The organism is Motiliproteus sp. MSK22-1 (assembly GCF_001968815.1).
Lineage (GTDB): Bacteria > Pseudomonadota > Gammaproteobacteria > Pseudomonadales > Balneatricaceae > Motiliproteus.
On sequence record NZ_MIEQ01000010.1, the window covers coordinates 72,384 to 98,396 of the forward strand.

The window sequence follows — 26,013 nt, forward strand, 5'->3', positions numbered from 1 at the left end:
CTGCAGTCGGTGGCGAATTATCAGATTTATCAGATTTGTTGTAACCAATAGTGAAATTGTGAACAGACAGTCTTGGCACCCCTTTTGAAAGTTGCTGAAAAGAGTGCCTTTATTGTTTGCGTGACAATTCGTGAGATACCCAGGCTTTAGTGTCAGTGATAATTTTTTGCCAGAGATTGTTGATATACCATCACACTATCACCACCATTTTGTTTCGCCGCGTACATTGCGTGATCTGCTGCCTCGATTAATAACTCCTTGTTGTCGAACCGTTGCTGTGTGTTTAAGGTAGCAACCCCGGCAGAGCAGGTGATTGATATTTTATGCTGACTTTTCAAGGTCAGTTTATTGCTTCGAATGGCCTCAACAATGCGTGTTGCTGCCGAAGTGGCATCTTCTGATGAGCAGCCTGGCAGTAATATTAGAAACTCTTCACCACCGTAGCGAAAGACAGCGTCCTGGTCTCTGGTGTAGGCGCTCAGTATCTTGGCACTGAATTTAAGAATGCTGTCGCCGACAGTATGCCCAAACTTGTCGTTGATACTTTTAAATTTGTCCAGATCAATAAAAATTGCGCTTAAAGGCCAGCCGTTTTTTCTGGCATGAATAAATTCTTCCTCAAGGGCAAGGTCAAAGTGCTTGCGGTTAGACAGACCTGTCAGATGATCCTGCATTGACTCCTTTTTCAGTAACTGTGTTCGTTGCTCATGACGATCCATTTCCTGTCGGCTGGCGTTCAATTCCTGAGAAAAACTGAGGCCTCGCATAAGCATCTGATTTTTTGCTTCGGTAAGAACCTTGTCGGTATATTTATTGTCCAGCAGGCTCATTTCAAAAAGTCCTTCTACGACAGGAATTTCTTCATAAAGCTCTTCAATGAGGCTTTCATAATCGTCTCCCAGCCGCAAAGAAGCAGGGGGCTCGTCATCCTGATTTTTGTCCACAGCGATAATCCCGTCAGCAATTATCCCTGATAAAGCGATGCACTCTGTCAGAGTTGAAACCCTGGCTAATTCTTTACTATCAACTGTCTGGTGGCTTCCGCTAACTGCTTCAATCAGGTGTTCAGGAAAATTCCATTGATTCAGCAGCCAGGCTCCAACAGCAGCATGATCGGTATCGATCTGCTTTCTTTCAAACTCGATGATTTCACTATGGCGATTTTCATCAGTTTCCATCTGCTGATAAAACTGATCAAAAGCCCTGTCCATGACTGCCATACCAATATCTTGCAGTAATGCGGCAAGAAAAGCCTCCTCGGGGGAGACCTCTTCAGGCATTCGGCCCAGCAATCGCGCGACGGTGGAGGACAGCAAGGAACGTTGCCAATAGGCGTTGTAATCCAGCCCGCGTTCTTCCTGCTGTCGTAATGAAGAGAACAAAGAGAAGCTCAGGGTTAACATCAGGGTAGAATTCAAGCCTAAAAGCATAACTGCTTGGCGAATGTTGCCACTTTTACGGCGCTGCCCATAAAGGGGAGAATTTGCAATCTTGAGTAGTTTGGTTGCTAAAGCAGGATCATAGCCTACAGCATCAGCAACATCACCCATTGTAGAGGTATGGCTTTGTGCCAGCTTTAAAATCTGCACAGCAACAGCGGGTAATGAAGGGAGATCTGAACAACGTTCCAGCTGTATACGGATATGTTCGCTTAATTCAAGCATGGATGTTCCTTGTTACGCTTCTAGCTCTTGTTACTAACATTGCCCGGGAACCTGTAAACGGCTATTTATTCCAGGGTGCAAATGGTTTCATGTGCAAATGCTCTTTAGGACTTCCTAACAAGGAGTTTCCCTAAGGAGCCCGCAAATAAGTTTTCATTAGGCCGCGAAGGGCTTGCTGAGAACGTAATGGACTTATTCACAGGTTCCCAAAGTGAATTATTTCTTCCATTAAATACAAAGTATTGCATCTGGTTTCAAAAAAACCAGCATTGTAGCAGAGTGTTTTAACGGTTGGATCACTCAGTTCAGATGTTTTTATAGTTATAAATACCAGGTTAAAAGGTGAATATAGAGCCTCTATCAACAATGATTAGCTGGATTTAGAAAAATTTTGAGGCGAAAACTTGCAAAATATGAGAAATGTTAGTTGTTCTTCGGTCGACAGGCGTTCTGTTTGTGATCAACTCTGGTATACTTCCTCCCGGAATTTCGACCCCCTTTGATTTATTCAGGATTTTAGATAACGGCAGTCAAGCAACGGTAGTCAAGCAATAGCTATGAAAGCCCTACCTTTCTCAGCCCTAACGTTATACGAATTAAGAAGAAACAGCATTCTAGAGCGGAGTTGTTTCTGCTTTGCGCATTGTTGGATTGGCCATGGCGATCAAAGGATATTGAGCCGTGCTAATTTGGCGCAAGGGGGATTGAAAATAAATCTGTCGCAAGCGATGTTCGCTTAGTGGGCAGTCCTGGGATTAGCCCCGATTAAATGCGAACCGCTCCATAGAGGCCGTAAATGAGTTACAACCCAACCTTATCTTTGAAAGACATTCAGAACAGTAAAGCACAAGAGAAAGCTCGCCTGGTAGACTTGGAGAGCCAAGTTGAGACGTTGCTGGCACAAGTTGACAGCCTTAAGGGTCAATTGCAGACCAGTGAAGAAAAAGCTGCTCTTACAATGGCTGAACTGAGTGAATGTAAGAAGGAAAATCAGCAATTAACTGAAACTTCTCGTCATCTCAATAACAAAATTCTGAACTGGGAGCAGCTTGAGCAGGAGCGCTCAATTCAGCGTCTGGAACAGTTTTCTGCAATGGAGGCCAAGACCTCTGCTAAAGATGCAGAAATTGAAAAACTGAAAGTTGCTCAGAAGGAGCTTAATGCGGAGCTTAAGAAAGCAAAAGCATTGAATCCTGAACGTTTGAATCGTCAGAACAAAGACTTGCAAAAACGTATAGCTGAAGGAAAGGAAGGTTCTGCACGTCTCAGCGAGCAGCTACGTAAAGTCAAGGCTGAGCTCAAAGAGCTGAAAGCTGAGAATGCCAAGCCTGCTCCAGAGCCGCTATATCGCTCTGAAGATGGACTCTTTGAGTTGCGTAACGACAATTTTAATGGCTCGAAGGATGCTGCGAACAGCGATTCCAAGTCCTTGAAATTGTATGCCGTAGATGCTGCTACTGGTGCAACAGTGATAGCCGAAGGACTCAATGATGCAGATCAGGTTGAATGGATCTCATCTAACGCTGTTCCTGATGATGTCACGAGTCAGGCTGCTATTATCATTAAGAAGATGATGGAAGAGAATGAGGAGCTGGAGTCTAGCCAAGGCTAAGCTTTAAGCTGCCAGAACCGAGCGGTCGCGTGCAGCTTGCTCAATCGTTCTAAACTACGCAGACACCGGCGCCCATTGTGCGCTGGTGTTTGCGTGTAGCATTCTTATTGTTGTTTCGATCACAAGGTAGAGTTATCTCACCAACAGACGTTGATGGCGTCGAACACCCCTTCCAGGGCCTTAATTTCAGTTAGATCTCTGCTGTTCAAGGTTCTCGGGCCCCCATCCCTCCTCGATATCCACAGTCCTTAAGGTGCCAGTTTATCTGGACTTTTTGACAATATCCGTAAATATCTGAAGTTGTTGCCCAGATCATGATTAGAATATTTCCACTGCTGTGGAAGGGGTTTCCATTTAAGTCGTTTAACAAAGATTTAGAAAATCTGCGTACAAGCCCCTTAATCATTTGGATCGAGGAAAACACCATAATGGGCCATAATGTGTCGATCAAAAAAACTAGAGAATGTAGATGGACAGCCTGATTACACTGATTCTTGATCACATTGAGCAAGAACTCTCAACCTTGTTAACCGCCGCTCAGAGTGCTCATGATGGTGCTACTCATGAAGAGAATAAAGCCGAGAACAAATATGATACTCGTGGTTTAGAGGCGGCTTACCTTGCTCACGGACTGTCCGTTCGAGCCGAAGAACTGCAACAATCAATAATTGATTACCGCCAGCTACAGCGGCTGGACATTGATAAGTATTCTTGTGTGCAAGTTGGAACACTGGTCTGTTTAGAAGATGACGACGGTAATAAAAGACGGGTTTTTGTCGGCCCGTCAGGAGGGGGCATAAAACTGCACTTTGGGGAGGATGAAGTTACAGTTGTAACACCTACATCACCCGTAGGTGGGGCATTACTGGGTAAAGTCATCGACGATGTTTTTACCCTTAAAGTCAAAGGACTGGATGTTAATTACACAATTATTCATATGCAGTAGTGTGATTCTTAGTACGCAGCGGCTTGTAAAGCGATGCAGGTCTGGTTTATTGAAACACTACATACCGAACCACTGAAAGGTATAACGGGAACCTGGACAGACCTTAACCGGCAAGATCAGGATTAAAGAGAGGCCTGAATGACTATATCTGAATATAAGGATAGATAGTGTATTGATCCATTGGTCGTAATGGCTATGTTTTTAATGGTTGTAAGTATCTTTCTGTTTCAGATGTCTATACTTAGTGCTAAACGCTCTCTTGGGTGAACAGCCTTTTTATGCAGATCAGAAATATAAACATAATTTGCGTGTTGGTCTTCATGATTATTGTGGCCATTGGTGCCTATTGGACCCATGTCAGTAAGTCATTATTTGATAATGAACAGCGTTTGCTAATGAATGATATTGTTGGTGCGGAAGCGTCGGCAATAGAACGTCGCTTATCACGCTCTCTTTCTACAACCTATATTCTGGCCCAGGAAATCAAGCGTAACAATGGCATATTTGAGAACTTTGAAAGCTATGCTGAAGAGGTTATCAGTACCATTGGCGGTGTATCAAACCTTCAGTTAGCACCTAGCGGAATCATCCGTCAAATATATCCCTTGGGCGGAAACGAAAAAGCGATCGGCCATAATATTCTCAATGACGACGATAGGAGACGGGAAGCTCAGTTGGCTGTAGCTGAAAAACGTCTGACCTTAGCCGGTCCATTTGAGTTACTTCAAGGAGGGGTTGCGGTTATAGGGCGTAATCCTGTATTTCTTAATCAGGGAGGTGTTGAGGAGTTTTGGGGCTTCGCTTCTGCTCTTATATATCTTGATGATCTTTTAGACGTTACCGAGTTAAGGAATCTTGAGCGGCGGGGTTATAGCTATCAACTGTCTCGTTTGCACCCTGATAGCGGCAGCGTGAACGTATTCGCAAGATCTCAACAGGCACTTTCCGGCAATAGTCTGTCCGTTGCTGTCAATGTTCCTAACAGTCAATGGACCCTGACTATGAGTCGGAACCCTCCTGGCTCGATAATAAGCCGAACATTCTGGGGGTACCTTGCAAGCCTCCTGGTGGCCTGTGTCTTGGTTTACCTGCTGTATTCAGTGTTACAGCATCCCCTCAAATTACAGCGGGAAATTACGGAAAAAACCCAAATACTGGACGACATGCTGTCTTATGATAATCTGACGGGGCTTCCCAATCGTCATTTGTTGAGTAAGATTCTGGCCAATACGATTGCTGAATCCGAGCATTATTATACTCAGGCTGCATTTTTGTTTTTTGACTTGGATGACTTCAAGAGAATTAATGATTCAATGGGTCATGACGCTGGTGACCACTTACTGAAACAGATCGCTGAACGATTGAGAGATGCCGTTAGGGAAGAGGATGTTGTCGCCAGGCTGGGCGGTGATGAGTTCGGCATGTTGCTGCAAAACGTTGAGTCTGAAACTCAGGTTGCAACCATTGCTGATGAGGTACTGGCGGTGATGGAGGAGCCAGTCAAGATAGAGTCTCGTGAGTATACGATTTCTACCTCAATTGGAATTGTCATGATCCCATCTGATGGAAGTCAGGTTCCTACGTTGTTTCAAAATGCTGATATGGCCATGTATGCGGCGAAAAAAGAAGGTAAACGAACCTTCTGTTTCTATAACGAAGAAATGCAGGCCTCTGTTCTTCAGCAGCTGCGTATCGAAGAAGAGCTGCAAGGGGCTTTGGATAACCATCAGTTTTCCCTGAACTATCAACCTCTAGTGGACTTGGTGGACGACTGTGTCTGTGGTTATGAAGCATTAATTCGCTGGTATCACCCGGAGCGGGGCATGATATACCCCGACAGTTTTATTCCGGTGGCTGAAGAGACCGGAAAAATTGTTGATATCGGCTATTGGGTTATCAGGGAGACCTGCGAGTTTATCAAACTGCGAAAGTTACGGGGTGAAGTCTCTGTACGGATTGCCGTAAACTTATCAACCAAGCAGTTTAACGACCCCAATCTGGTTTCCTTTATTACCCAGGTCCTTGAAGATACGGGTGTTGAGCCACGTCTTTTGGGTATCGAGATCACGGAAACTATTCTGATGAAGGATGTCGGTGACGCTATCATGAAGCTGGATCAGCTTAAGGGGAAGGGCATTACCGTATCCATCGATGATTTTGGTACAGGCTACTCTTCCCTGGCTCAGCTGAAGCGGCTTCCAGTAGATACATTAAAAATTGATCGTAGTTTTGTTATGGACATGGACAGTGACTGGAGTGATCGCATGATCGTAGAGGGGGTGATAGCCATGGCTCATAAGCTGTTGCTTCGAGTGGTTGCTGAAGGGATTGAAAGTGAAAAACATTTAGCCCTTCTCAAAAAATATGGCTGTGATGTCGGCCAGGGATATCTGTTTGGAAAGCCTGTTCCTGCCGATGATATCTGTCCCTCCCATACAGTGCAGTCGAGAGCACAGGGCTAGAGGTGAACTCCCGGATCCTCTTTCGATGATTTTAAGCCTTGAATAGGCTGGTTGATCCGTCAAACAAAAGCTGGCGTACCTATTGATAAAATTTACGGCTAGGAAACAGCCGCTTCCTCGTTGTCAGTTTCGTTCATAGAACGGCGTTGTTTTGCTCGGCGTCGCATACTAAGACGAAATAGCAATGGAATCACAAACAGGGTTAGCAGCGTAGAGAAGCCAAGTCCCCAGACTATAGCGGTAGCTACCGGTCCCCAGATCAGCGACTTTCCACCCAGTCCAACGGCTAAGGAGAAGAGGCCTGCAACCGTTGTCAGAGTCGTGATGAGTATTGGTATTACCCGTCTGCGGGCTGCATAAAGTGTGGCATGCAGCAAACTCATTCCTGAGTCGAGTCGGGTATTGGCGGCAGAGATCAGTACAATGGCTGCATTGACCGCTATGCCTGCCAATGCGACTACACCATACATGGTAAACAGGCTTAAGGGATTCTGCGTTATCATCAGCCCCAGTACGACCCCCGTAAAGGCCATGGGCACGGTTGCCAAAATCATAAAGGGCTGCCAATAACTCTTGAATTGAGTACCTAGAATCAAATACATCAATCCGATACCGAAGATAAATAATGTGCCGATGGCGTCCATACTGTCCTGGATATCATCAAGCTCACCGGAAAAGTCCAAATCGATGGTGGGATAGGTTGAAGCCAACCCAGTCCAGCGCTCCTGAATAATGTTGTTTGCCGTGACCGTATCGATGCCTCCTTCGACAATATCGGCTTCGACGGTAATCGCCCTGCGAAAGTTGTAGTGCCTGATATTCCCCAGAGATTGATGACGTTGTTGTATAACAAGCTCAGATAAAGGAATGCTGCCTCCCTCTTGCAGGGGGAGGCGATAGTTCAGCAGGGTTTCCAGATCGGGTCTGGATTCAGGATCAGCACGGACTCTCACTTCCAGCTTTTCGCCCTTGTCACGCATACTGGCGACGACTTCCCCATCCACCAGTAATCTCAGCATCCGACGAATATCGGGTGGGTTCAGGCCTGCGCGATTGACTGCGTCAGCATTCAGTTCCAGCGTCAGCTCATAGCGGCCACGGCTGGCATCATCCTGTATATCTATAACATCCGGGATTTGGGCTAAAATTTCGCGGAGACTGTTGGCCGCCTTGCGTAATTCCTGATAGTTGTCGCCTCTGACTTTGACAGAAATTGGTTTGGAGACGGGAGGACCTCCTGCGAGCCTCAAAAATGATATCTTTGCTGAGCCAGCGAGAGGATTTACTGCCTTGCGTACATCGTTAAGCATGGCATCAACGGTTCTTAGATCTTCAGTCTTAGGGTTTAATCCCACCAGTATTTGTCCGTATTGATCACCGATTCGAGGTTCTGTTTCGGTAAACATTTGTCCTGCGTAACTGGCAATTGCGCGAACCTCTCCATCAAGAACCCGCTCTCTGACTTTAGCTTCTATCTCTGATACTTTTTCCATTGTGAGCTGCACAGGGGTCGCAGAGGGCATTTCAATGTTGACATAAAATAAGCGAATTGGGTCTGAGGCAAAAAAGTCCATTTTGATCATCCCTGCACTGATAGCTCCGATGGAGGCGATAAAAGGAATGATCGCCAATGCCAGAGATATCATTGGCCGTCTCAGCGCCTTAATCAGTAATCTCACATAGCTGATTTGTACGCGGTGGGTAAGACTTTCTCGCAGTTTCTGCAATCGTGACGGATTAGTGAATTTGATCTTTGCCGCCATAACATGAGCGGGAAGCATCCAAAAAGCTTCAACCAGACTGATTAACAGCGCGATAGTCACAACCATAGGAATAACGCGCATAAATTCGCCGAGAATACCGGGAAGCAACATCAGCGGCATAAACGCTGCGATGGTTGTCAGAACTGCCGTGGTTACCGGCTTGCCGACTTCCTTAAGGGCTTCCAGTGCTGCATTTAGCGGGGCAACACCTCTTTGTAGACGATAATAGATTGACTCCACCACTACCACAGCATCATCCACCAGCATACCGAGTACTATAACCACACCTAACAGGACGGTGACGTTAAGTGTCTCTCCTATCCCTGAAAGTATCCAGAAAGTCCCGGCCAGGATAAAAGGTATACCGATAGACGTCAGCAGGGCGATGCGGGATCCCAAAAAAGCCCAGGTCACCAGGAGAACCATGAGCAAGCCAATGTAGGCATTGTTTTGCATGATAGCGATGGATTCACGGGTCTGTACTGTTTGATCATCAATCAGTATCAGGTCAACACCAGTAACATTCGATAGCGCTTTACGACTTTCCAGATAGTCTCTGACTCGCTCAACCAGTTCCAGGGTATTGGCATTGTCTTTTTTCATGATGGCCATAAGAACAGCAGGCTTACCATCGACCCTTACCATTTTGGTGGGTTTTTCTCTGGATCGTTCAACCTGAGCGACTCGGCCCAAGAGCACCTCGCTGTTTGTGCCAATGATTGGTCGCTTGGCCAAATGCGATGGAGCAGCATGGGTCCCCACTAAGCGTACCAACCAGCTTTGATTATTCTGGGTCAGGCTTCCTGCTGCGCTGTCTTCAAAAAAGGCTCTGACGGTGTCTGCAATTTGATTCGGAGATACACCGAGGTTTTCAAGCTCCTTAAGATCAAAATTAACTTGTAGCTCCGGGTCATTAAGGGCTACCGGGTCAACCCGAGAGACTCCGGTAAGGCGCTTAAGATCTTTTTCTATACTACGGGCCTGTAGTCGCAGGTTTTCGTCGTCTGCCAGTGCTGTTATGGCAATCGTGGCCGCAGGGTATGCGTTAGCGCTGGTTATTTCCAGAATTAGTGAATCCTCTGCCGCCTCCGGCAGTTCATCTTCACTGTTCTGTATTTCTCTGCGAAGGTCAGCCACTCTCTTATCAAATGTTCGGTCATCGATATCTTCAAAACGAATCAGTAAGCTGGAAATATTTTCGCGACTGTTGCTCGACATAAATTTGATATCGGCAATATTACGAATGGCATCTTCCAGAGGGTCAGTGACTCGTTTTTCCACATCGCTGGCAGAGGCGCCGGGTAAGACTGTTGTGACAACCAACCAATTGAAATTGATGCTGGGGTCCTGTTGCCTGGGAAGCATCTGGTAGGATAGAAAACCAATCAGTAGTACGAGTACAAAAGCCAGATTAGCGAGCACATGGTTTTGAAGTAAGCGAGCCAACACTAGTTTGTCTCCACTTTCTGTTCTTTCGGGTTAGCCTTGATGGCAATAGCATCGCCGTCATTAACGATCAGGCGACCGTCGAAAATCAGCTTGGCATTGGTAGCAAAATCGACTTTTGCCGGCTGTCCCTCAATCGCATCAGGCATTGGCTGAAAGCGAGCCCTGTTTTCGTCCTGAAGCATGACCCCCAATAGGCTTTTCCCTTCTTGTTTACGCTGTACCAGCAGGGAGGCAGGAAGGTAAGCAGTTGTTGATTGCCAAACAAGGCGACCGGCTGCACCTGCCGGGGCAGATTCTGCTGAAAACTCAAAGCGTGCGTCCTGTGTGCGCATCTGGGTGTCTACAACCGGGAGCAGGCGTCGAAGTTTCATGGGGTATTTCTTATTCAGGTAGAAAAAGTAAAGCTTTGCTGTTGGAGCGGGAAGTTGATCAGGACGCAGTTGAGCGCTTACTTCCAAAGCACTGAGTTGCTGTAATCTCAGTAGTGGCGTCCCTGGGCTGGCAAGTTCTCCCTGATTAGAGATTCGTTCGCGGACCACACCGCTAAAGGGAGCTGTAATAAGACAGTGTTCTGTCTGGAGGCGGTACTGAACCACCCTCTGTTGCTGAAAAGCTCGCTTTGCCTTTATTACCGCTAAATCAGTTTCACGCTGTTCTACTTGTTCATCACTAATATTGCGCTGTTTTTTCAAGCTACGGGCTCGAGCAAGCTGGGAGGCAGACAGTCGTTGCTGGGAGTCTAATTCTTTTAGCAGTGACAGCTGGGAATCCAGTTGTGAGCGATAGTTCCGACAGTCCAGTTCGACCAGTAAATCACCTTTTTCTACAAGATCCCCGACGCGCACAGCAATTGTATCAATCCTTGCCATAATTTCTGAGCTTAGTCGGCTATCATTCAAGCTGTGGGTGGTTGCGGGAGCGCTAAACTCAGGGTAAATCAAATACTCACTTAACGGTGCGCTGGTAATCTCTGTTGCTGCTGTTGCCAGGCTGCTGATACTGAAGATGGCAAAGAGTTTTCCAAGGTGCAAGAAGGCCTTACCAGACCATGTTGATCCCATCAGTGTACTCCGGTGTTCAGATTCCCTGTCAGGGGGAATTGTCGGGGGATCGATATTATGGCTCAATAACCAATCCCTGCGGTTTTGAGAGGTTGATCAGGGTTGTGACGAAGGTTCTGTCATTACCCGTCTTTGTTGCTGTGCATTAAAGTTGCCTGGTAAACATATCTCAACTGGGTGGAGTAGATCAATCAGTGATTAAAAAAAGCCACTTCGGGGAGGGATTCGATGCAGGGAGGTGGTTGGAACTTCAGGGAGGCTGCTGCCTCCCTTAATGATTACCCCTGCATGCTATCTGTTCGCTATTCTTTACTGTGATGCTTAAGCTTGCAGGTCAACGACAACCCGGCCTTGGACCTGACCTTTAATAATGGCCTGGGCCAGTTCTGGAAGTTCCTCCAGAGAGGCTACCTGATTGATAGCATTAAGCATATTTTCGGGTAGCTCCGCCGCTAAGCGATTCCAGGCTTGAGTTCGTCTTTCTATCGGGCACATTACAGAATCCACACCCTGAAGCCGTACATTGCGAAGGATAAACGGCATGACTGTCGTGGGTAGTTTAAAATCAGCTGCGAGGCCACAAGCCGCAACGCAGCCGCCGTAGTTGGCTTCTGCTAACAGCCTCGCAAGGATATCACCACCGACGGTATCAATTGCTCCAGCCCATCGGGATTTTTCTAAAGGGCGCGAGCGTTCTGCCATTTCTTTTCTGCTCAACAGTATGCTGGCGCCGAGTTGACGCAGATAGTTGTGGCTTGATTCACGGCCAGTGATGGCCGCTACCTGATACCCCAGTTTTGCCAGCAGGGCAACGGCGACACTACCGACCCCACCTGCTGAGCCGGAAACGACAACGGGTCCATCCGCTGGTTGGACGCCATTATCTTCAAGTGCCATGACACAAAGCATCGCGGTCAGTCCTGCGGTTCCTACTGCCATCGATTGCTGGGTGCTGAGCCCTTGAGGTAGCGGAACTAGCCATTCGGGTCGTACTTTTTGATATTGGCTGTAGCCTCCCCAGTATTTCTCGCCAACGCTCCATCCGGTAAGAACGACTCTGTCACCGGTCTGATACGAGCTGGTACCACCATCAACAACAGTGCCCGCCAGGTCAATGCCCGGCACCATTGGCCAGGTGTGTACAATTTTCCCCGTGCCAGTCAGCGCCATGCCGTCTTTATAGTTGAGACTGGAGTATTCCACCTTCACCAATACTTCTTCATCAGGCAGATCTGCTGCGGATAGTTGCTCAATTGCCGCATGTGTCTTGCCTTCGTCGTCTTTGCGCAGTACCAGCGCATTGAAAGTAGAATCCGTCATGACTGACCTCTCTTAACTGTATGTTCTTAACTACCTGATATGTTCTTAACTGCCTGTTCCTGACAGTCTGTACATTTACGTTTTTAGTGTTACCTGATCATTACTTTAGTCCAATCTCCGTTCAGCGTAACAAGGCTATCTTGATAGAACGGTTACGCTAAGTCTTATTTGTATATTTGTCAAACAAATAGATAAATAGTGGTTGTATGTTATAGTTGTCGCTGCCATCGCTGTTTTAAATGGTACTTACTTAGGAAAATCACTATATGGCTATTCATTACGAACCTCTTGAAACTCAGAGCCTCGCCAAGCAGATAGCAGACAAGATTCGTTCGGCCATTCTTGATGGTCGTCTCAAGGTTGATGAGCGTTTGCCCACGGAGGAGGAACTTGCGGTCAAATTTGCCGTGTCCCGTCCGACTATTCGGGAAGCCCTGAAGCGTCTGGCTGCTCAGAATCTGGTACGTTCTCGCCGCGGACCTGCTGGGGGGACTTTTATTAAACGGCCAACCCCTGACGAGCTTCGTCGTTCGGTGGCTACATCGGCGACCCTGATGGTGACATTTGGAGAATTTGATGTTGATGCCATTACTGAGGCACGCCGGGAAATGGAGAGACTTTGTTTACGTTTAGCCATTAGCCGACGCAATGAAGATTACTTAAAGCGTATGGCCACAGAGGTGGAGTTGCAGCGCTCTGATATTAGTGATGAGGAATTTTGTGCCTCAGATATTCGTTTCCATCAAACGCTTGTGGATGCAACGGCGAACCCTGTATTACAGTTTAATATGGTTTCTGTTATCGAGGCCTTGCAGCCATTGATGAATATGATAGCCAATCGTTTTCGGGAACGAGAGGCCATCGTTGAGTATCATTACGCATTGTATCGTGCGATAAAGGATGAGGATCTGGAAGCGGCGGAAAAAGCTCTGGATGATCTTATCGACTATCTGTGTGTACAGTATCACTCCGCTCAAAGGGGTTGATGCCAGATTTGACAGAATAACTGCAGCTATCGTTTGAACAAGATTTTTGCAGATCAAAACATTTGTTCTGATTCTGTGTCTTTCAGCCAGCGGATTTAAGCGTAATGTTTCCCCCGTTGTCAGTACAGAATAAAATCTAGACTGTTGCCTGCTGTTCGACTTCGTTACCCCAAAGCATCGCTTCCCTCCAGGCTGCCGAAATGAGATGTTCTTCCAGCTGAAGTACATTGGCCAGTTGACTGATGGCTCTGGCGTCTGCTGTCTCAATGGCTTCGGCAAGCCGAATGTAATGGCTGAAGTGGCTGTTACCTTCGCTTAGACCCGCAGCAAGTGGCTCTGGTAGGGGCAAAATGGGGAGTAACTGCTCCATTCTTGTGTCTAGCATGACATCCAACAGAGAAAGTAAACCGAATAAAAACAGACTATCAGGTTCCTGTTGTTGATGATTAACATCGTCGCTGACCAACAGTTCGAAAAAGCGCCCACGAACAATCGACATCCGATAAAGTTCAGGGGTATTCTTATTCGTACCAGTGTCTGAAAGCACGACCATTCGTAGCCAGTATTTTAATCGCTTCATACCCAGTAACGAGATTGCGTGATGAATAGATCTGATCTTCACTGAGAAGCAGAAAGCGGCGGAATTCAATAACCTAAGCAACCGAAAGGCTATACCAGGGTCTCTTTCAATTAACTGGGTATAGTCATTTGGGGTGGTCTCTGTGAGTTCTAACAGAGATAGAATTTTCAACTTGGATAAAGAGGTTGATGGTAGTTTTTTACCGGCAATCGTTTGCGGGTGGGCGAAGTAATACCCCTGAAAGAGGTCAAACCCCATCGCCTCTAAATGCGGAATCAGAGACGGGTCCTCCACCTTTTCCGCCAGTTTGAGAATTCGATCAGGTGCGCTGGCAACTACTTTGGCTATTTCATCCAATTCCATTCCGAGGATTTCAATTTTAACAATATCGGCATAGTCCATGAGTACAGAAAGGTCCGCTTCACCATGGTAATCGTCTATGGCGATAAGGTAGCCATCCTGCTTCAGATCGATAACTGCTTGAATGACTTCAGGGCTTGCGGTCACGGTTTCCAGAACTTCTACAACAGTAATTGCGGGAGGAAGCCCTTTAGGGGCGCCGTTTAGCAAGAGCTTCTCAGTGTAATTGATAAATACTCTCTTGGAAGGGGTGTAATCGGTATCGGGACAAACCAGTCCGCTGGTGGCAACGCTAGCTGTTGCCAGATCGTAATCGTCAATTATTGCTTCTCGGCAATCGGCGCTTTTACGGTACAGCAGCTCGTAACCCCAAACCGTTCCTGCACGATCAAAGATGGGTTGTCGGGCGAAAAAAATATCGGAGTATATGCTATCCGAAGCTTTATTAGACATGTGGTGTCTCGAGTCTCAGGTTCCTTAGACAATAACAGTAAAACGATGCTATCCCTTTCATTGGGATTCATTTCTCCATTGGCAGTAAAATCAACCCGTTAAAGTTTGGTTCCCACCTTTGCTTGAGATGAAGTACAGAACTGGGCGGATAAAGGGCAGTCATCATACACTTGTTTGAATGTACTTTTAACACTATTAGGCTTGTTTGGACAACGAAAAATTAATTTGCCTGCAAATCCATTTATCTTAATGCAATCGACGCCTGTAGAGTTGATTGCTTAGGTTCCTTAGCCATCGAGGTTGTTTGGTCTTTTGTTGTTTTGAGGCAAGAAAATTACAGGGAAGGCCAGTTTTACTGGTCAGTACGGGACTTGTGTTATAACGTCAAAGGGTAGAGATCGAATTTGATATAAAGAAATGGCTCCGCAGTTCTAATTGTCGCCAGCATTCCTATAGTCAGGAGGTAAAAATGACACCCGAGTGGATAATTAGCCGCTTTGACCGGAAGCAGCATCAGCCACGCAAATATAGTGATACCTGTGATGATTTCACCGCCTTTCGAGGTGATCATAATCTGAATCTGGATATGTCGCCGAAATTTCGAGTCGATGGAAGTCTAAAGCCAGCAGCCGTGCTGGTGCCAATAGTCAAGCGTTCTGAGGGACTTACCGTGCTGTTCACTCGAAGAACCGAGCATTTAACTCATCATCCCGGGCAGGTCAGTTTTCCGGGCGGTAGAACAGAAGAGGTAGATAAGAGCCCTGAGCACACAGCGCTGAGGGAAACTGAAGAAGAGTTGGGCGTGCCGGCGGAGTATATACACATATTTGGGCATCTTGATGACTACATCACCCGTACTGGATTTATGGTGACTCCGGTTGTCGGGATTGTTGATCCTTCTTTTCCATTGAAGCCTGATCCTTCTGAAGTTGCAGACGTATTTGAAGTGCCATTGAGTTTTTTACTAAATCCTGACAATCATGCTCGTCACAGTCGGATGTTTGAGGGTAGCGAACGATATTTTTATGCGATGCCGTACAACGACTACTTTATCTGGGGCGCTACTGCTGGCATGCTTATTAATCTATATCAGGTGCTTAGTTAATATTCTGACTACACTCATGTGAGCATTACTTTCACAGAGATTTTTGTTTTTGCTGTAGGGTCTTGACCAAACGCCGCAGCAACTGGACCGATATAACGCATGGGGTTACTGGTTAACTGAGATAAGCACTTCATAGCTCTTGACACTGTTCAGGCGATTTTACTTCACACCCCTTTAATACCATTTGCACAATCAGATCAGCTGCCGCTTCGTAATCGCTGTCTGATAGCTTATCTTTTCCCGTTACCATCGATATTTGCCAATCAAAATCGGCGTAGGTCTGAGTCGATGCCCAGATGGTGAACAACAGGTGTTCTGGATCTACAGGTGCCATCAGTCCCTGATCAATCCAGGACTGTATGCGTGCGACACTGCCCCTGGCCTGTGCCAATAGTTGCTCGCCGATGTCATCCGGCAGGTGAGGGGCACCGTGCATTATTTCGCTGGCAAAAACTTTTGATGCGTAGGAATGTTGCTGAGAGATGCGAATCTTGGCTCGGACGTACTCTTTCAATGCCTCTACAGGGTTTTCATGTAAATGAAAAGGTGCTGCGGCTTCTAGCAGAGGTTCAACAATGGTTTCCAATACACTTCGGTAAAGATTTTCTTTTGATTTAAAATAATAATAGACGTTAGCTTTTGGCAGACCCGCTTTTGTTGCAATATCGATTGTTTTAGTCGCGGCAAATCCTTTGTCAGCAAAGACTTCGCTTGCTGCTTCAATAATCCGGTTTTTATTTCGTTCTCGAATTCTTGCCATTAGCGTTAGGGCTCCCTGTAAGCTTAAGAGGCAGCTCATGTTAGCACTCGGTTCAGTAACCACTCAAGCCGTTAAAAAATCGCTGGTATTGGATGAAGATCGAATTTATGCTGACATCTCAAAGGATTATGATAATGGCTGGCCTCGCCGAAGGGAGTGGCCAGTTAAGTCTGTCAAAAGCCGGCATCAATGAAGACATTGATCAGGTCTCAAGATGAGAGTTTTTAGTGATGAATAAGAACAGTCTTGTAGTAACGTTCCTGGCATTATGCCTTTCTCCATGGGTCGCAGCAGAGACAGTTAAATTAAGGTGTGTCTATACGGAGTCAAGTTATGATGCTTCTTTTATGTCGCAGTCAGAATCACGCTCATGTCCAGAATCCCTGTGTTATTACGATATAAGGTTTGATATGGAAGGCGGAACGGGCTTTATTAATGGCTCAGGTGGACATGCAGTCAATATCACTAATGACAGCTATGTACTGACTCGGTCTGTAAAAAATGGCATCGTTAAAGGAATTGATACATCGTTTATTACTATCGAGCGGGAATCGCTTAAGTTTAAAATCAAAAAAACGACCCCCCCTTCTGTTAGTGTCACTGCCACTGGTAGCTGCTCATTAATGTCGTAATTGTTTGCAATAAACAGGTTCCTAAGCAAAGATGCTGAACAGGCAGAGGGACCGTTAATGAAGGGCAGCTCAGTGAGCTGCCGTTATCTTGCGATTTATCCAGCTAACTGTATCGCCAGCTTCTTCTGCTGATGAATCAATGAGTCCAGATCCAGATCGACGATGGTTCCGTTTAGAACTCTCCATTGGCCTGCAACCATGACTCTATCTGCCTGACTGGCGCCACAAAGCAGTAAGGCTGCGAGAGGGCTGCCTGCCCCTGCAAAGCGTATTTCATCAAGCTTGAACAGCGCTATATCAGCCTCTTTCCCGACTGCTATTTCACCGATATCGTCCCTTCCCAGACAGTTTGCAGATCCCCGTGTTGCCCAGTTAAATGCCTGCTGATGGGTAATTCGGCTCGATCCGTATCTCAAGCGTTGCAATAGCAGCGCCTGACGAACTTCCTGAATCATATTAGAGCCATCGTTTGAAGCTGAGCCATCAACGCCAAGTCCGACAGGGCTGCCTGCCGCTTCAAGATCTAATGTTGGACACTGTCCTGAAGCCAACAGCATGTTAGAAGAGGGGCAGTGACAGATTCCGACCCCCGCAGCACCCAGTCGACTGATTTCTTCCTTATTGAAATGAATTCCGTGAGCCAGCCAGACTCGGTCGTTAAGCCAACCAACTCGTTCCAGGTAATCAACCGGTCTGACACCGAACATGTTAATACAGAAATCGGTTTCATCGTCGGTCTCTGCCAGGTGTGTATGCAAGCGCACATTTTTTTCAGCCGCTAGCTTGGCGGTAGCGTTCATCAGCGCTTCACTGACGGAGAATGGAGAGCATGGGGCGAGGGCAATACGGACCATTGCTCCGGGTTTTGGATCATGGTATTCGCGAATCAGCCGTTCACTGTCCGTCAGTATTTGTTGTTCCGATTGAATGGTCGTTCTGGGGGGAAGCCCTCCTTGATCTTCTCCCAGGCTCATGGAGCCGCGAGTCAGGTGGACGCGTATTCCCAACGCTTGAGCTTGTTCGATCTGAATATCTATGGCTTCTTCGAGGCCACGAGGGAAAAGGTAGTGATGATCGCTGGCAGTGGTACAACCTGATAATAGCAATTCTGCCAGGGCTATCTGAGTTGAAACAGCAATCATCTCCGGTGATAGTCTTGCCCAGACCGGATAAAGGGTTTTGAGCCAGGGAAAAAGCTCCTGGTTTAACGCTGCCGGGAATGCTCGTGTTAAGGTTTGATAAAAATGGTGGTGAGCATTGATCAGCCCAGGTAACAGTACGTGTTCATTAGCCTCGAACACTTCAGTTACCGGAGCGCTCGGTGATTGCCCGAGTTTCAGCAGCTCAGTTATTTTTCCCGATTCTATGACGATTCCACCTGCATGGTTGGGATCAAGACAGTCGAGAGGGTTTTTTATCCAGATACGAGAAGGATTATTCATGAGCATTGGGCTCCTATATCCTGGGTTCATTATACTGAGCAACCGAGAATGGAAGCTCACCTAAACCCGGATGTAGGAGCCGCTATCGCACAACCCGGAAAGGTACGATAGCGGTCAGTCAGGTCTGTTTCAGTGATAGACCTGACTGCTGCATTTACCATTGAAGTGACTACAAGCAGAGTCAGTTGCTGCTTTTCACCGTCTCCAGATGGTCTCCGCTGACTGCCTCCGCTGCCAGACTGTCGGAGTGATAAACTGCTTTGCGTTCACTATGTTCCAAGGGTAGGAATAAGTTAAGCGTGATGGCCGTGAAAGCACCGATACTGACTGGTGATCCAATAATGTTCTTTACCGTATCAGGTAACGCTGAGAGTACTTCAGGTACACCTGCAACACCTAACCCCATACCGATTGAGATCGCGGCGATAAGCATATTGCGACGATTCAAACCGGATTCGGCCAATATTTTGATTCCCGCTACTGCCACAGTACCGAACATAATCAAGGTGGCACCTCCAAGAACCGGCTTGGGCATCTGCTGCAATATACCACCGACCACAGGGAATAGTCCCAGAATGACCAATATTCCTGAAATAAACAAGGCAACGTGGCGGCTAGCGACCCCTGTGAGCTGAATAACGCCGTTATTCTGGCTGAATGTGGTCATTGGCAGACTGTTGAACATTGAAGCAATAGCAGAGTTAATACCATCAGCCAGTACGCCGGCCTTGATACGTTTGATATACAGCGGCCCGCTTACCGGCTGTTTTGAAATCATCGAGTTTGCCGTCAGGTCCCCGGTTGTTTCCAGGGGGGTGATTAAGAAAATGACTGCAATGGGTAAGAAAGCTGCAAAATCAAAATTAAAGCCATACTTAAAAGGACTGGGGATGGTGATGCTGGAAAGAGTTGAAAGACTGCTGAAGTCTACCTTGCCCATATACCAGGCTGCTGCAAAGCCGACACCCAAACCAATAATGACCGCGCTAAGCCGTAGAATCTGCCACTGAAAGCGGTTGAGTACGACGATGGTAATTAGTACCAGTGCGGCCAGTCCAAGGTTTTCCAGAGACCCCAGATCAGCAGCGCCAAAGCCGCCGGCAATGTCGGTCATCGCTACTTTTATCAACGATAACCCAATAATAGTAATGATCGTGCCAGTCACCACCGGGGTGACAATGCGCTTTAGCTTGTCGATAAAACGGCTGAGAAATATTTCGACAAAAGCGGCCACAAAACAGACTCCGTTGATTGTCGCCAGTATTTCCTCCGGTCCGCCGCCCTGAGCCTTGACGATAAACCCAGCGCTCAGTATTGCACTTAGAAAAGCAAAGCTGGTTCCCTGTACACAAAGTAAGCCTGAGCCTACAGGACCAAATCGGCGTGCCTGTATGAAAGTACCTACGCCGGAAACAATCAGTGCCATGCTGACCAGGTAGGGAATTTCACTGCCCAGTCCCAGGACGCCTCCCACAATCAGTGTTGGAGTAATTATGCCAATAAAACTGGCGAGGACATGTTGAAGTGCGGCAAACACTGAAGGTGCAATACCGGGAGTATCTTCGAGCCCATAGACAAGATCGTCGTAAGACGAACCTGAAGGGGATTGAGGTTGAGGTTGTGCTGAGTTCGTCATTTGAGGACCTACCCTGTTGTTTTTATAAGAGCGGTTTGTCGGAAGAGTGCTAATTCGGGGCAAGATTGCCGCGATGCATTGATCAAATGTTGTTCAGAATCGTAATCGAGTATAGTTGATATTAATCAATCGTGTCTACATAAAAAATACAAAATGTATACAATAAATATTGACTTTTCAGTCAGCTTTCTGTTGGGCGCTTGAATCTGAATTGCTATGAGATAGTGAATTCAGCCACAACAGGTATTTGCCGGGAAGGATAATTCTCGTGGGTGTTTTAGTGCGCCCAGTGCCCTCCATATCTGCTGCTGGCGAGAGAGCCGGAGGAGTATTGTGAATTAAGGGAAGGTCTCCCGACTAATCCATTCTAATTATTAGTCGGGAGTAACTCTTTGATATAAAAATTATATCTGTTATTTGAAGTGGGTTAGTTTACGCTGGCGCCCTGGGCTATCCAAAGACCGACCAGATCACGTTCCTGCTGTGTCATCTTTGTAATGTTGCCGAGCGGCATTGCCTGAGTTGCCACTGATTGAGCGTGAATACGGGAGGCAAGTTGCTGTATTTGCTTAGGGCTATCCATGGCTATACCACCGGGTGCACTTTTGAATGCCGGGTTTGTCGGATTATCTGAGTGACAAACAGTGCAGCGTTCATTGATTATGCTGTATACATTATCAAAAGCAATTGGTTCATCATGCGCATGATCACCTCCAGGGGTGCTGGATATCTGTGCAGAAGAAGTAACAAACGCCAGTGCCATCATACCTACTGCCGCTGCTGGCAGTGTCCATGCGTATTTTTGGCTTTGATGGCGAGTATTAAAGAAGTGACGGACCATAACACTTAAGACAGCCAATGCCGCGAGAATTGCCCAATTATATTCACTGCCGTAAGTACTCGGGAAATGATTGCTGATCATGATGAATAGAACTGGCAACGTGAAGTAATTATTATGACGCGAGCGCAGAAGTGCTTTAGCTGGTTGTGTTGGGTCTGGTTCCGTACCGGCTTTGAGAGCACCTACCAGAGAGCGTTGGCCAGGCATGATAACGAAGAACACGTTACCGACCATTATGGTACCGATGATGGCACCAATATGAATAAACGCACCACGACCACTGAATACCTGAGCAAGTCCATAGGCCGCAGCAATTATCAGGACAAAGAGGATGCCGCCGAGCAAACCGGGCTTTTGGCCGAGGGGAGATTCGCACAGTGCATGATAGATAAGCCAGCCGCAGATAAGAGAGGCTACACCAATGGCGACAGCAGTGGTTGCCCCCATCCCTGAGCCGGGTGCGACCAGGTAGAGTTCGGCATTAAGGTAATAAACCACCATCAGCAGGGCGATACCGCTCAGCCAGGTTGTGTAGGCTTCCCATTTGAACCAGTGTAGAGTTTCAGGCATCTGGGGGGGAGCCAGTTTATATTTTTCAAGATGGTATATTCCACCACCATGAATAGCCCAAAGATCACCAGAAAGCCCTTCGCGGGGCTTGCGGCGATCCAAGTTGTTTTCTAACCAGACGAAATAGAATGATGCACCAATCCAGGCGATGCCAACAATCATGTGTACCCATCGGATGGCCAGGTTTAGCCACTCGGTAACGTGCGGATCCATTGTCTACTCCTAATTGGGGGGGAAATGTACGAAAAAGTTGACGCTTCTACTGCGACTGACGTTCGTAAATCCGTACCCTGTTAATTGTTATTGTTTCAGCCTGCGTCTGGAAACAGGGCAACGGTATGCCACCCTGATTTCTGACACTGACCCCTAGGATGGATCAAGGACTATCTGTTGATCCTCAGAAAAATAAAACTCATCACAGTTGTTACCATCACCTGCGCGGTCAACAATCAAAAAGTCATCTTCGGCGGCACAGGTCAGCACTGGATGATGCCAGACACCGCTATGGTAATTGACACCCTGTTGGCCATTGGTGATAAATGCACGCAGCTGTTCCCCACGCAGTTCCTCTCCCTGGGCAGCAACAAGGACAAGGAAAGGTTGTCCTTTGAGGGGGATAAACGCTTGACTACCCAGTGGGTGGCGTTCCATCATCTTTATTGGTAACGGCATCTCCAGAGACCGGGCTCTGAAAATGCTGATGATGGCGCTGCCGTCTTCTGCCGTTTCAACGTCTGCGAGACGATGGTAGCGACGGGTTGAGCCATTGTTGATCATGAAAAAATCACGCCCCTCGGTTTCAATAACATCGCCGTAGGGGGCAAAAGCTTCGGCGGTTAATGGCTCTGGCTTTAACAAAATCATAGAGGGTATCCGATTAGCGGCTTGATTTGTCGGAGTCCGCAGGACTTACTGTGCCGAACAAACGTAGTCGACTGACACCACCATCCGGGAAAATATTCAGACGGACGTGAGTGATGGGTCCCAGTTTATTCAGTTGCTCTGCAAAATCGTGTTCCTGATGCATCTCCAGCTTTTGGGGGGGCAGTAACTCGCTCCAGAAAAGGCTTTGTGTTTCGATCTGCTCATCGGTACCACCCTTAACATAGGCAGCTTGAATAGAGCAGGTATCCGGGTAGTTGCCTTTGAAATGCAGTGTATCGACGACCACTTTGTTGATTTCTCCAGGATGCCCCAATGCGACAATCACCCAGTCATTTCCTGGTGTCCGACGGCGAGCAGTTTCCCAACCATCGCCCATATTTTCTCCGCGGTCGGGGTTAAGAATGTTGCTCATGCGGCCGAAATGTTCATCGCTGCAGGCCAGCGCACGGCCACCATTGAGTGCCGCAGCCAGATCGATTTGTTCACTGCTGTCCTGAGTGGACCAATCGCGGTAGGGGATACCGTATACCCGCAGGCGTGCAACTCCGCCGTCTGGAAAGATATTAAAGCGAAGATGGGTCCACGGGCGTTGGTCATCTATAGTGTGCAGGTGATGGCTATCCCCGGATAAACTAACGGCGGGCAGTATTTCATGCCATTCAGAACTATCAGTGGGATCTCCGTCGCGGCAGTAGCAGGCCTCCAGTGAGGCTGAAGGAGGATAGTTTCCAGTAAAGAAGGACGTGTCGATATCCAGGCCCTTAATGGTACCGGCGACGCCGAGGCGAATGATGCTGTAATCATAGCCCTCGCTACGTTTACGACGTGACTCCCAGCCATCCATCCATTTTCCGTTGTCGTCAAACACGCCTTCTTTCCAGACGGCTTCGCCTGGCTGAAACATACGGTTAACCTCAGCAAACCAGTCATCTGTAACGTAGATTGATTGGGTGCCAAGGCGAGCATCCGCCAGGTTGACGTACTTTTCGAAACTAGCGCTTTGTGAGTCTTTTGCTGTATGTGTCATTTTATTGATCTGTCTGTTAATTATCGTTATATATTTGAGTTGTCGGCATAAGTTGAAGAGCGGTCTACATATCTGTTAGGCGGAACAGGGCGATCTTGTTGATTTCCTGCAGGGCTCGTTCAAACTCTTCCTCGTTACTGTTATGGATGCGTTGCTCGAAGGAATCCAGGATCTGGTATCGGTTGCTTCCCTTTACCGCCATGATGAACGGGAAACCGAATTTGGCTTTATAGGTATCATTAAGCTGAGTGAAGCGCTGGAACTCTTCTTCATTACATTCACTAATACCTGCTCCGGCTTGTTCGCTGGTGGAGGCTTGCGTTAGTTCACCCCGAATGGCGGCTTTTCCGGCAAGATCAGGGTGAGCGTTAATCAGATCGAGCTGAGCCTGGTGGTCGGCACCCAGCAGAATATCAGCCATCAACTGGTGTAAGTTTTCGATCTGTTCATGGCTGCTGTCCAGGCCTTTGTCATAGGCTGATTCAGCGACCCAGGCGGAGTGCTCATAGATGTCACCGAAAGCAGCAACAAAATCTTCTCGGCTCATTGAGCTGGGGAAGTGGTGCTTGAAGCGAAGACCCATTATCCGTTCTCCTTTTGGCTGTCAGCGGTGTAAGGATGGTTCTGGTACCAGTGCTGTGCGATATCGATTCGTCGGCTGAACCATACTTTGTCGTGACTGCGCGCATAGCGAATAAAGCGTTCCAGAGAGGCGATACGGCCTGGCCGGCCGGCAAGACGACAATGGAGTCCGATAGACAGCATTTTTGGCGCTTCAGCCCCTTCCTCATAGAGTGTGTCAAAACTATCCTTCAGGTACTGATAAAACTGCTCTCCACTGTTAAAACCCTGAGTGGTAGCAAAGCGCATGTCATTGGTGTCGAGAGTGTAAGGAATCACCAGGTGTGGTTTCTGGCCTTCATTGATCCAATAGGGAAGGTCATCATCATAGGCATCGGAGTCGTACAGGAATCCGCCTTCCTGCATCACCAGCTTGCGAGTGTTTGGACTGTTGCGGCCGGTATACCATCCTTGCGGACGGGCGCCGGTTATTTTGCGGATAATTTCTATCGCACGCACGAGATGGTCTCGTTCTTCAGCTTCGTCCATATACTGGTAGTCAATCCAGCGATAGCCGTGGCTGCAGATTTCGTGGCCTGCGTTCATCATAGCCTGAGCCACTTCCGGATGTCGCTCAACCGCCATCGCAACGGCAAAGATGGTCAGTGGGATATCATACTTGCTGAATAGTTTTAGCAGGCGCCAGACTCCTGAACGGCTACCGTACTCGTAAATAGACTCCATGCTCATATGGCGAGCATTGGGAAACGGTTGCGCCCCCGGTATTTCTGACAGGAAAGCTTCCGACTCCTTATCACCATGGAGTATGCAACGCTCGCCACCTTCTTCGTAATTCAGTACAAAGGAGATCGCTATGCGAGCATCTCCTGGCCAGTGGGGGTGCGGTGGGTTCGCCCCATAGCCAATTAAATCTCGTGGATAGTCCTGACTCACGGATCGGCTCCTCATCATTAGTATGCTTTGACTGCAACCGGGTAGTGGGTCACCGCTTGCGGAATAACGCTATCGCTTTATGCAAAAATCAATGTGAGTGTAGATTGCCAAAGCTGCGATAGCTTTATTGTATACAATTATGATGTGTTTTTGTAAAGCTTTTCGTGTTTATTTTTTATAAAAGATAGCTATCTGAAAGAGTTGGATATGATAACGCTGGGCCTGAATAAGGAGAAAATAAGCTGTTATATCGATCATTAATCACTAGTCACTCAAAGAAAAAACATAAAAATGTACACAATAAATAAAAATATTGTTGCTAATTTGTCCGCGGGAGCGTTATATTGGGTACCGTTCCTATGGAATTCTTAGATATTTGCTTGGGCCAGATACCTGATATTGGCCAGTGATATGCACAGCGACTGGGACCTGTGAAGGCCTGAACCGCTACACTGTTAAAAATAATCTATAAATAACTTAAAGGAGGTGAGACCTTAGACGCGAGAATGCATCTAAGTGTCTGATGACCATGACAGGCTACCTTTCTACACATGTACTTGATTCTGCACACGGCAAACCCGGGCATGGAATCAAAGTTGAACTATTTCGGATAGCGGGCGAACATCAGCTGCTTACCACTGTTTATACCAATGATGACGGGCGTTGTGATCACCCGTTGCTGGAAGGTGAAAGCTTTGCTGCAGGCGTCTATGAGCTGGTGTTCTATATCGCTGATTATTATCGCGAGATGGGCGTAACCTTGCCTGAACAGGCTTTTCTGGGTCAGGTCGTGATACGTTTCGGTGTTGATAATGCCGATCAGCATTACCATGTTCCGCTGCTGGTATCCCCTTATAGCTATTCAACCTATCGAGGTAGCTAAGGGCCCCAGTTGTCTATCCTCCACGCTGATATTGAGCTTCACAAATATCGAATTTGGCTTA

General features: G+C 47.3%; 20 protein-coding genes. 7 read left to right on the top strand and 13 right to left on the bottom strand.

Going from position 1 to position 26,013, the window contains the following annotated elements; all coding sequences use genetic code 11:
- Positions 1-152: 152 nt before the first annotated feature.
- Positions 153-1,664 carry a GGDEF domain-containing protein gene (locus BGP75_RS00385; protein WP_076713907.1) on the bottom strand — a complete coding sequence of 504 codons (1,512 nt, stop codon included), beginning with the start codon at positions 1,662-1,664 and terminating at the stop codon, positions 153-155.
- 796 nt (positions 1,665-2,460) lie between these two features.
- Here BGP75_RS00385 and BGP75_RS00390 point away from each other — a divergent pair.
- The 3 genes from BGP75_RS00390 to BGP75_RS00400 all read left to right on the top strand — a co-directional run bounded on the left by BGP75_RS00390 (position 2,461) and on the right by BGP75_RS00400 (position 6,684).
- The gene (locus BGP75_RS00390; RefSeq protein ID WP_076713910.1) at positions 2,461-3,276 is read left to right on the top strand and encodes a hypothetical protein; all 816 of its coding nucleotides are present in this window, start codon (positions 2,461-2,463) and stop codon (positions 3,274-3,276) included.
- Between the two features lie 469 nt (positions 3,277-3,745).
- On the top strand, positions 3,746-4,222 hold the full coding sequence (locus BGP75_RS00395) for a GreA/GreB family elongation factor (RefSeq protein WP_076713912.1): 477 nt from the start codon (positions 3,746-3,748) through the stop codon (positions 4,220-4,222).
- Positions 4,223-4,542: 320 nt separating this feature from the next.
- On the top strand, positions 4,543-6,684 hold the full coding sequence (locus BGP75_RS00400; protein ID WP_233152805.1) for a bifunctional diguanylate cyclase/phosphodiesterase: 2,142 nt from the start codon (positions 4,543-4,545) through the stop codon (positions 6,682-6,684).
- Positions 6,685-6,782: 98 nt separating this feature from the next.
- Here the strand turns inward: BGP75_RS00400 and BGP75_RS00405 are convergent, their stop codons facing one another.
- The 3 genes from BGP75_RS00405 to BGP75_RS00415 form a co-directional block, all read right to left on the bottom strand.
- Positions 6,783-9,896 carry an efflux RND transporter permease subunit gene (locus tag BGP75_RS00405; RefSeq protein WP_076713916.1) on the bottom strand — a complete coding sequence of 1,038 codons (3,114 nt, stop codon included), beginning with the start codon at positions 9,894-9,896 and terminating at the stop codon, positions 6,783-6,785.
- The gene (locus tag BGP75_RS00410; protein ID WP_076713918.1) at positions 9,896-10,957 is read right to left on the bottom strand and encodes an efflux RND transporter periplasmic adaptor subunit; all 1,062 of its coding nucleotides are present in this window, start codon (positions 10,955-10,957) and stop codon (positions 9,896-9,898) included. The genes BGP75_RS00405 and BGP75_RS00410 overlap by 1 nt, the downstream gene beginning before the upstream one ends.
- 321 nt (positions 10,958-11,278) lie before the next feature.
- The gene (locus BGP75_RS00415; RefSeq protein WP_076713920.1) at positions 11,279-12,277 is read right to left on the bottom strand and encodes an MDR family oxidoreductase; all 999 of its coding nucleotides are present in this window, start codon (positions 12,275-12,277) and stop codon (positions 11,279-11,281) included.
- Positions 12,278-12,543: 266 nt separating this feature from the next.
- Between BGP75_RS00415 and BGP75_RS00420 the strand changes: the two genes are divergently transcribed.
- Positions 12,544-13,263 carry a FadR/GntR family transcriptional regulator gene (locus tag BGP75_RS00420; RefSeq protein WP_076713922.1) on the top strand — a complete coding sequence of 240 codons (720 nt, stop codon included), beginning with the start codon at positions 12,544-12,546 and terminating at the stop codon, positions 13,261-13,263.
- Positions 13,264-13,399: 136 nt separating this feature from the next.
- Here BGP75_RS00420 and BGP75_RS00425 read toward each other — a convergent pair whose 3' ends face one another.
- Entirely contained in the window at positions 13,400-14,656 is a 1,257-nt protein-coding gene (locus BGP75_RS00425; RefSeq protein ID WP_076713924.1) for an EAL and HDOD domain-containing protein, read from the bottom strand.
- A gap of 469 nt (positions 14,657-15,125) precedes the next feature.
- Here BGP75_RS00425 and BGP75_RS00430 point away from each other — a divergent pair, with 469 nt between their 5' ends.
- Complete coding sequence (locus BGP75_RS00430; protein WP_076713926.1) at positions 15,126-15,761, top strand: CoA pyrophosphatase; 636 nt, start codon at positions 15,126-15,128, stop codon at positions 15,759-15,761.
- Positions 15,762-15,891: 130 nt separating this feature from the next.
- Here the strand turns inward: BGP75_RS00430 and BGP75_RS00435 are convergent, their stop codons facing one another.
- Positions 15,892-16,521, bottom strand: coding sequence for a TetR/AcrR family transcriptional regulator (locus BGP75_RS00435; RefSeq protein ID WP_076713928.1), 630 nt, complete (start codon positions 16,519-16,521; stop codon positions 15,892-15,894).
- 230 nt (positions 16,522-16,751) lie between these two features.
- Here BGP75_RS00435 and BGP75_RS26680 point away from each other — a divergent pair, with 230 nt between their 5' ends.
- Positions 16,752-17,153 (top strand): hypothetical protein, encoded by a 402-nt coding sequence (locus BGP75_RS26680; RefSeq protein ID WP_143820938.1) that lies wholly within the window; start codon positions 16,752-16,754, stop codon positions 17,151-17,153.
- A 95-nt stretch (positions 17,154-17,248) separates the two neighbouring features.
- Here the strand turns inward: BGP75_RS26680 and BGP75_RS00445 are convergent, their stop codons facing one another.
- From BGP75_RS00445 to puuE, 7 genes are all read right to left on the bottom strand, one after another.
- The gene (locus BGP75_RS00445) at positions 17,249-18,595 is read right to left on the bottom strand and encodes an 8-oxoguanine deaminase (RefSeq protein WP_076713933.1); all 1,347 of its coding nucleotides are present in this window, start codon (positions 18,593-18,595) and stop codon (positions 17,249-17,251) included.
- Between the two features lie 181 nt (positions 18,596-18,776).
- On the bottom strand, positions 18,777-20,231 hold the full coding sequence (locus BGP75_RS00450; RefSeq protein ID WP_083704544.1) for a nucleobase:cation symporter-2 family protein: 1,455 nt from the start codon (positions 20,229-20,231) through the stop codon (positions 18,777-18,779).
- Between the two features lie 427 nt (positions 20,232-20,658).
- Positions 20,659-21,855 carry a urate hydroxylase PuuD gene (locus BGP75_RS00455; RefSeq protein ID WP_076713935.1) on the bottom strand — a complete coding sequence of 399 codons (1,197 nt, stop codon included), beginning with the start codon at positions 21,853-21,855 and terminating at the stop codon, positions 20,659-20,661.
- Positions 21,856-22,008: 153 nt separating this feature from the next.
- Positions 22,009-22,506, bottom strand: a complete 498-nt coding sequence (locus tag BGP75_RS00460) for an ureidoglycolate lyase (protein ID WP_076713937.1) — start codon at positions 22,504-22,506, stop codon at positions 22,009-22,011.
- A gap of 13 nt (positions 22,507-22,519) precedes the next feature.
- On the bottom strand, positions 22,520-23,554 hold the full coding sequence (gene alc, locus BGP75_RS00465) for an allantoicase (protein WP_076713939.1): 1,035 nt from the start codon (positions 23,552-23,554) through the stop codon (positions 22,520-22,522).
- Positions 23,555-23,618: 64 nt separating this feature from the next.
- Positions 23,619-24,137, bottom strand: a complete 519-nt coding sequence (uraD, locus tag BGP75_RS00470) for a 2-oxo-4-hydroxy-4-carboxy-5-ureidoimidazoline decarboxylase (RefSeq protein WP_076713941.1) — start codon at positions 24,135-24,137, stop codon at positions 23,619-23,621.
- Complete coding sequence (puuE, locus tag BGP75_RS00475) at positions 24,137-25,084, bottom strand: allantoinase PuuE (RefSeq protein WP_369832083.1); 948 nt, start codon at positions 25,082-25,084, stop codon at positions 24,137-24,139. Before puuE ends, uraD begins: the two co-directional genes overlap by 1 nt.
- Before the next feature lie 514 nt (positions 25,085-25,598).
- Between puuE and uraH the strand changes: the two genes are divergently transcribed.
- Positions 25,599-25,952 (top strand): hydroxyisourate hydrolase, encoded by a 354-nt coding sequence (uraH, locus tag BGP75_RS00480; protein WP_076714005.1) that lies wholly within the window; start codon positions 25,599-25,601, stop codon positions 25,950-25,952.
- Positions 25,953-26,013: the final 61 nt, after the last annotated feature.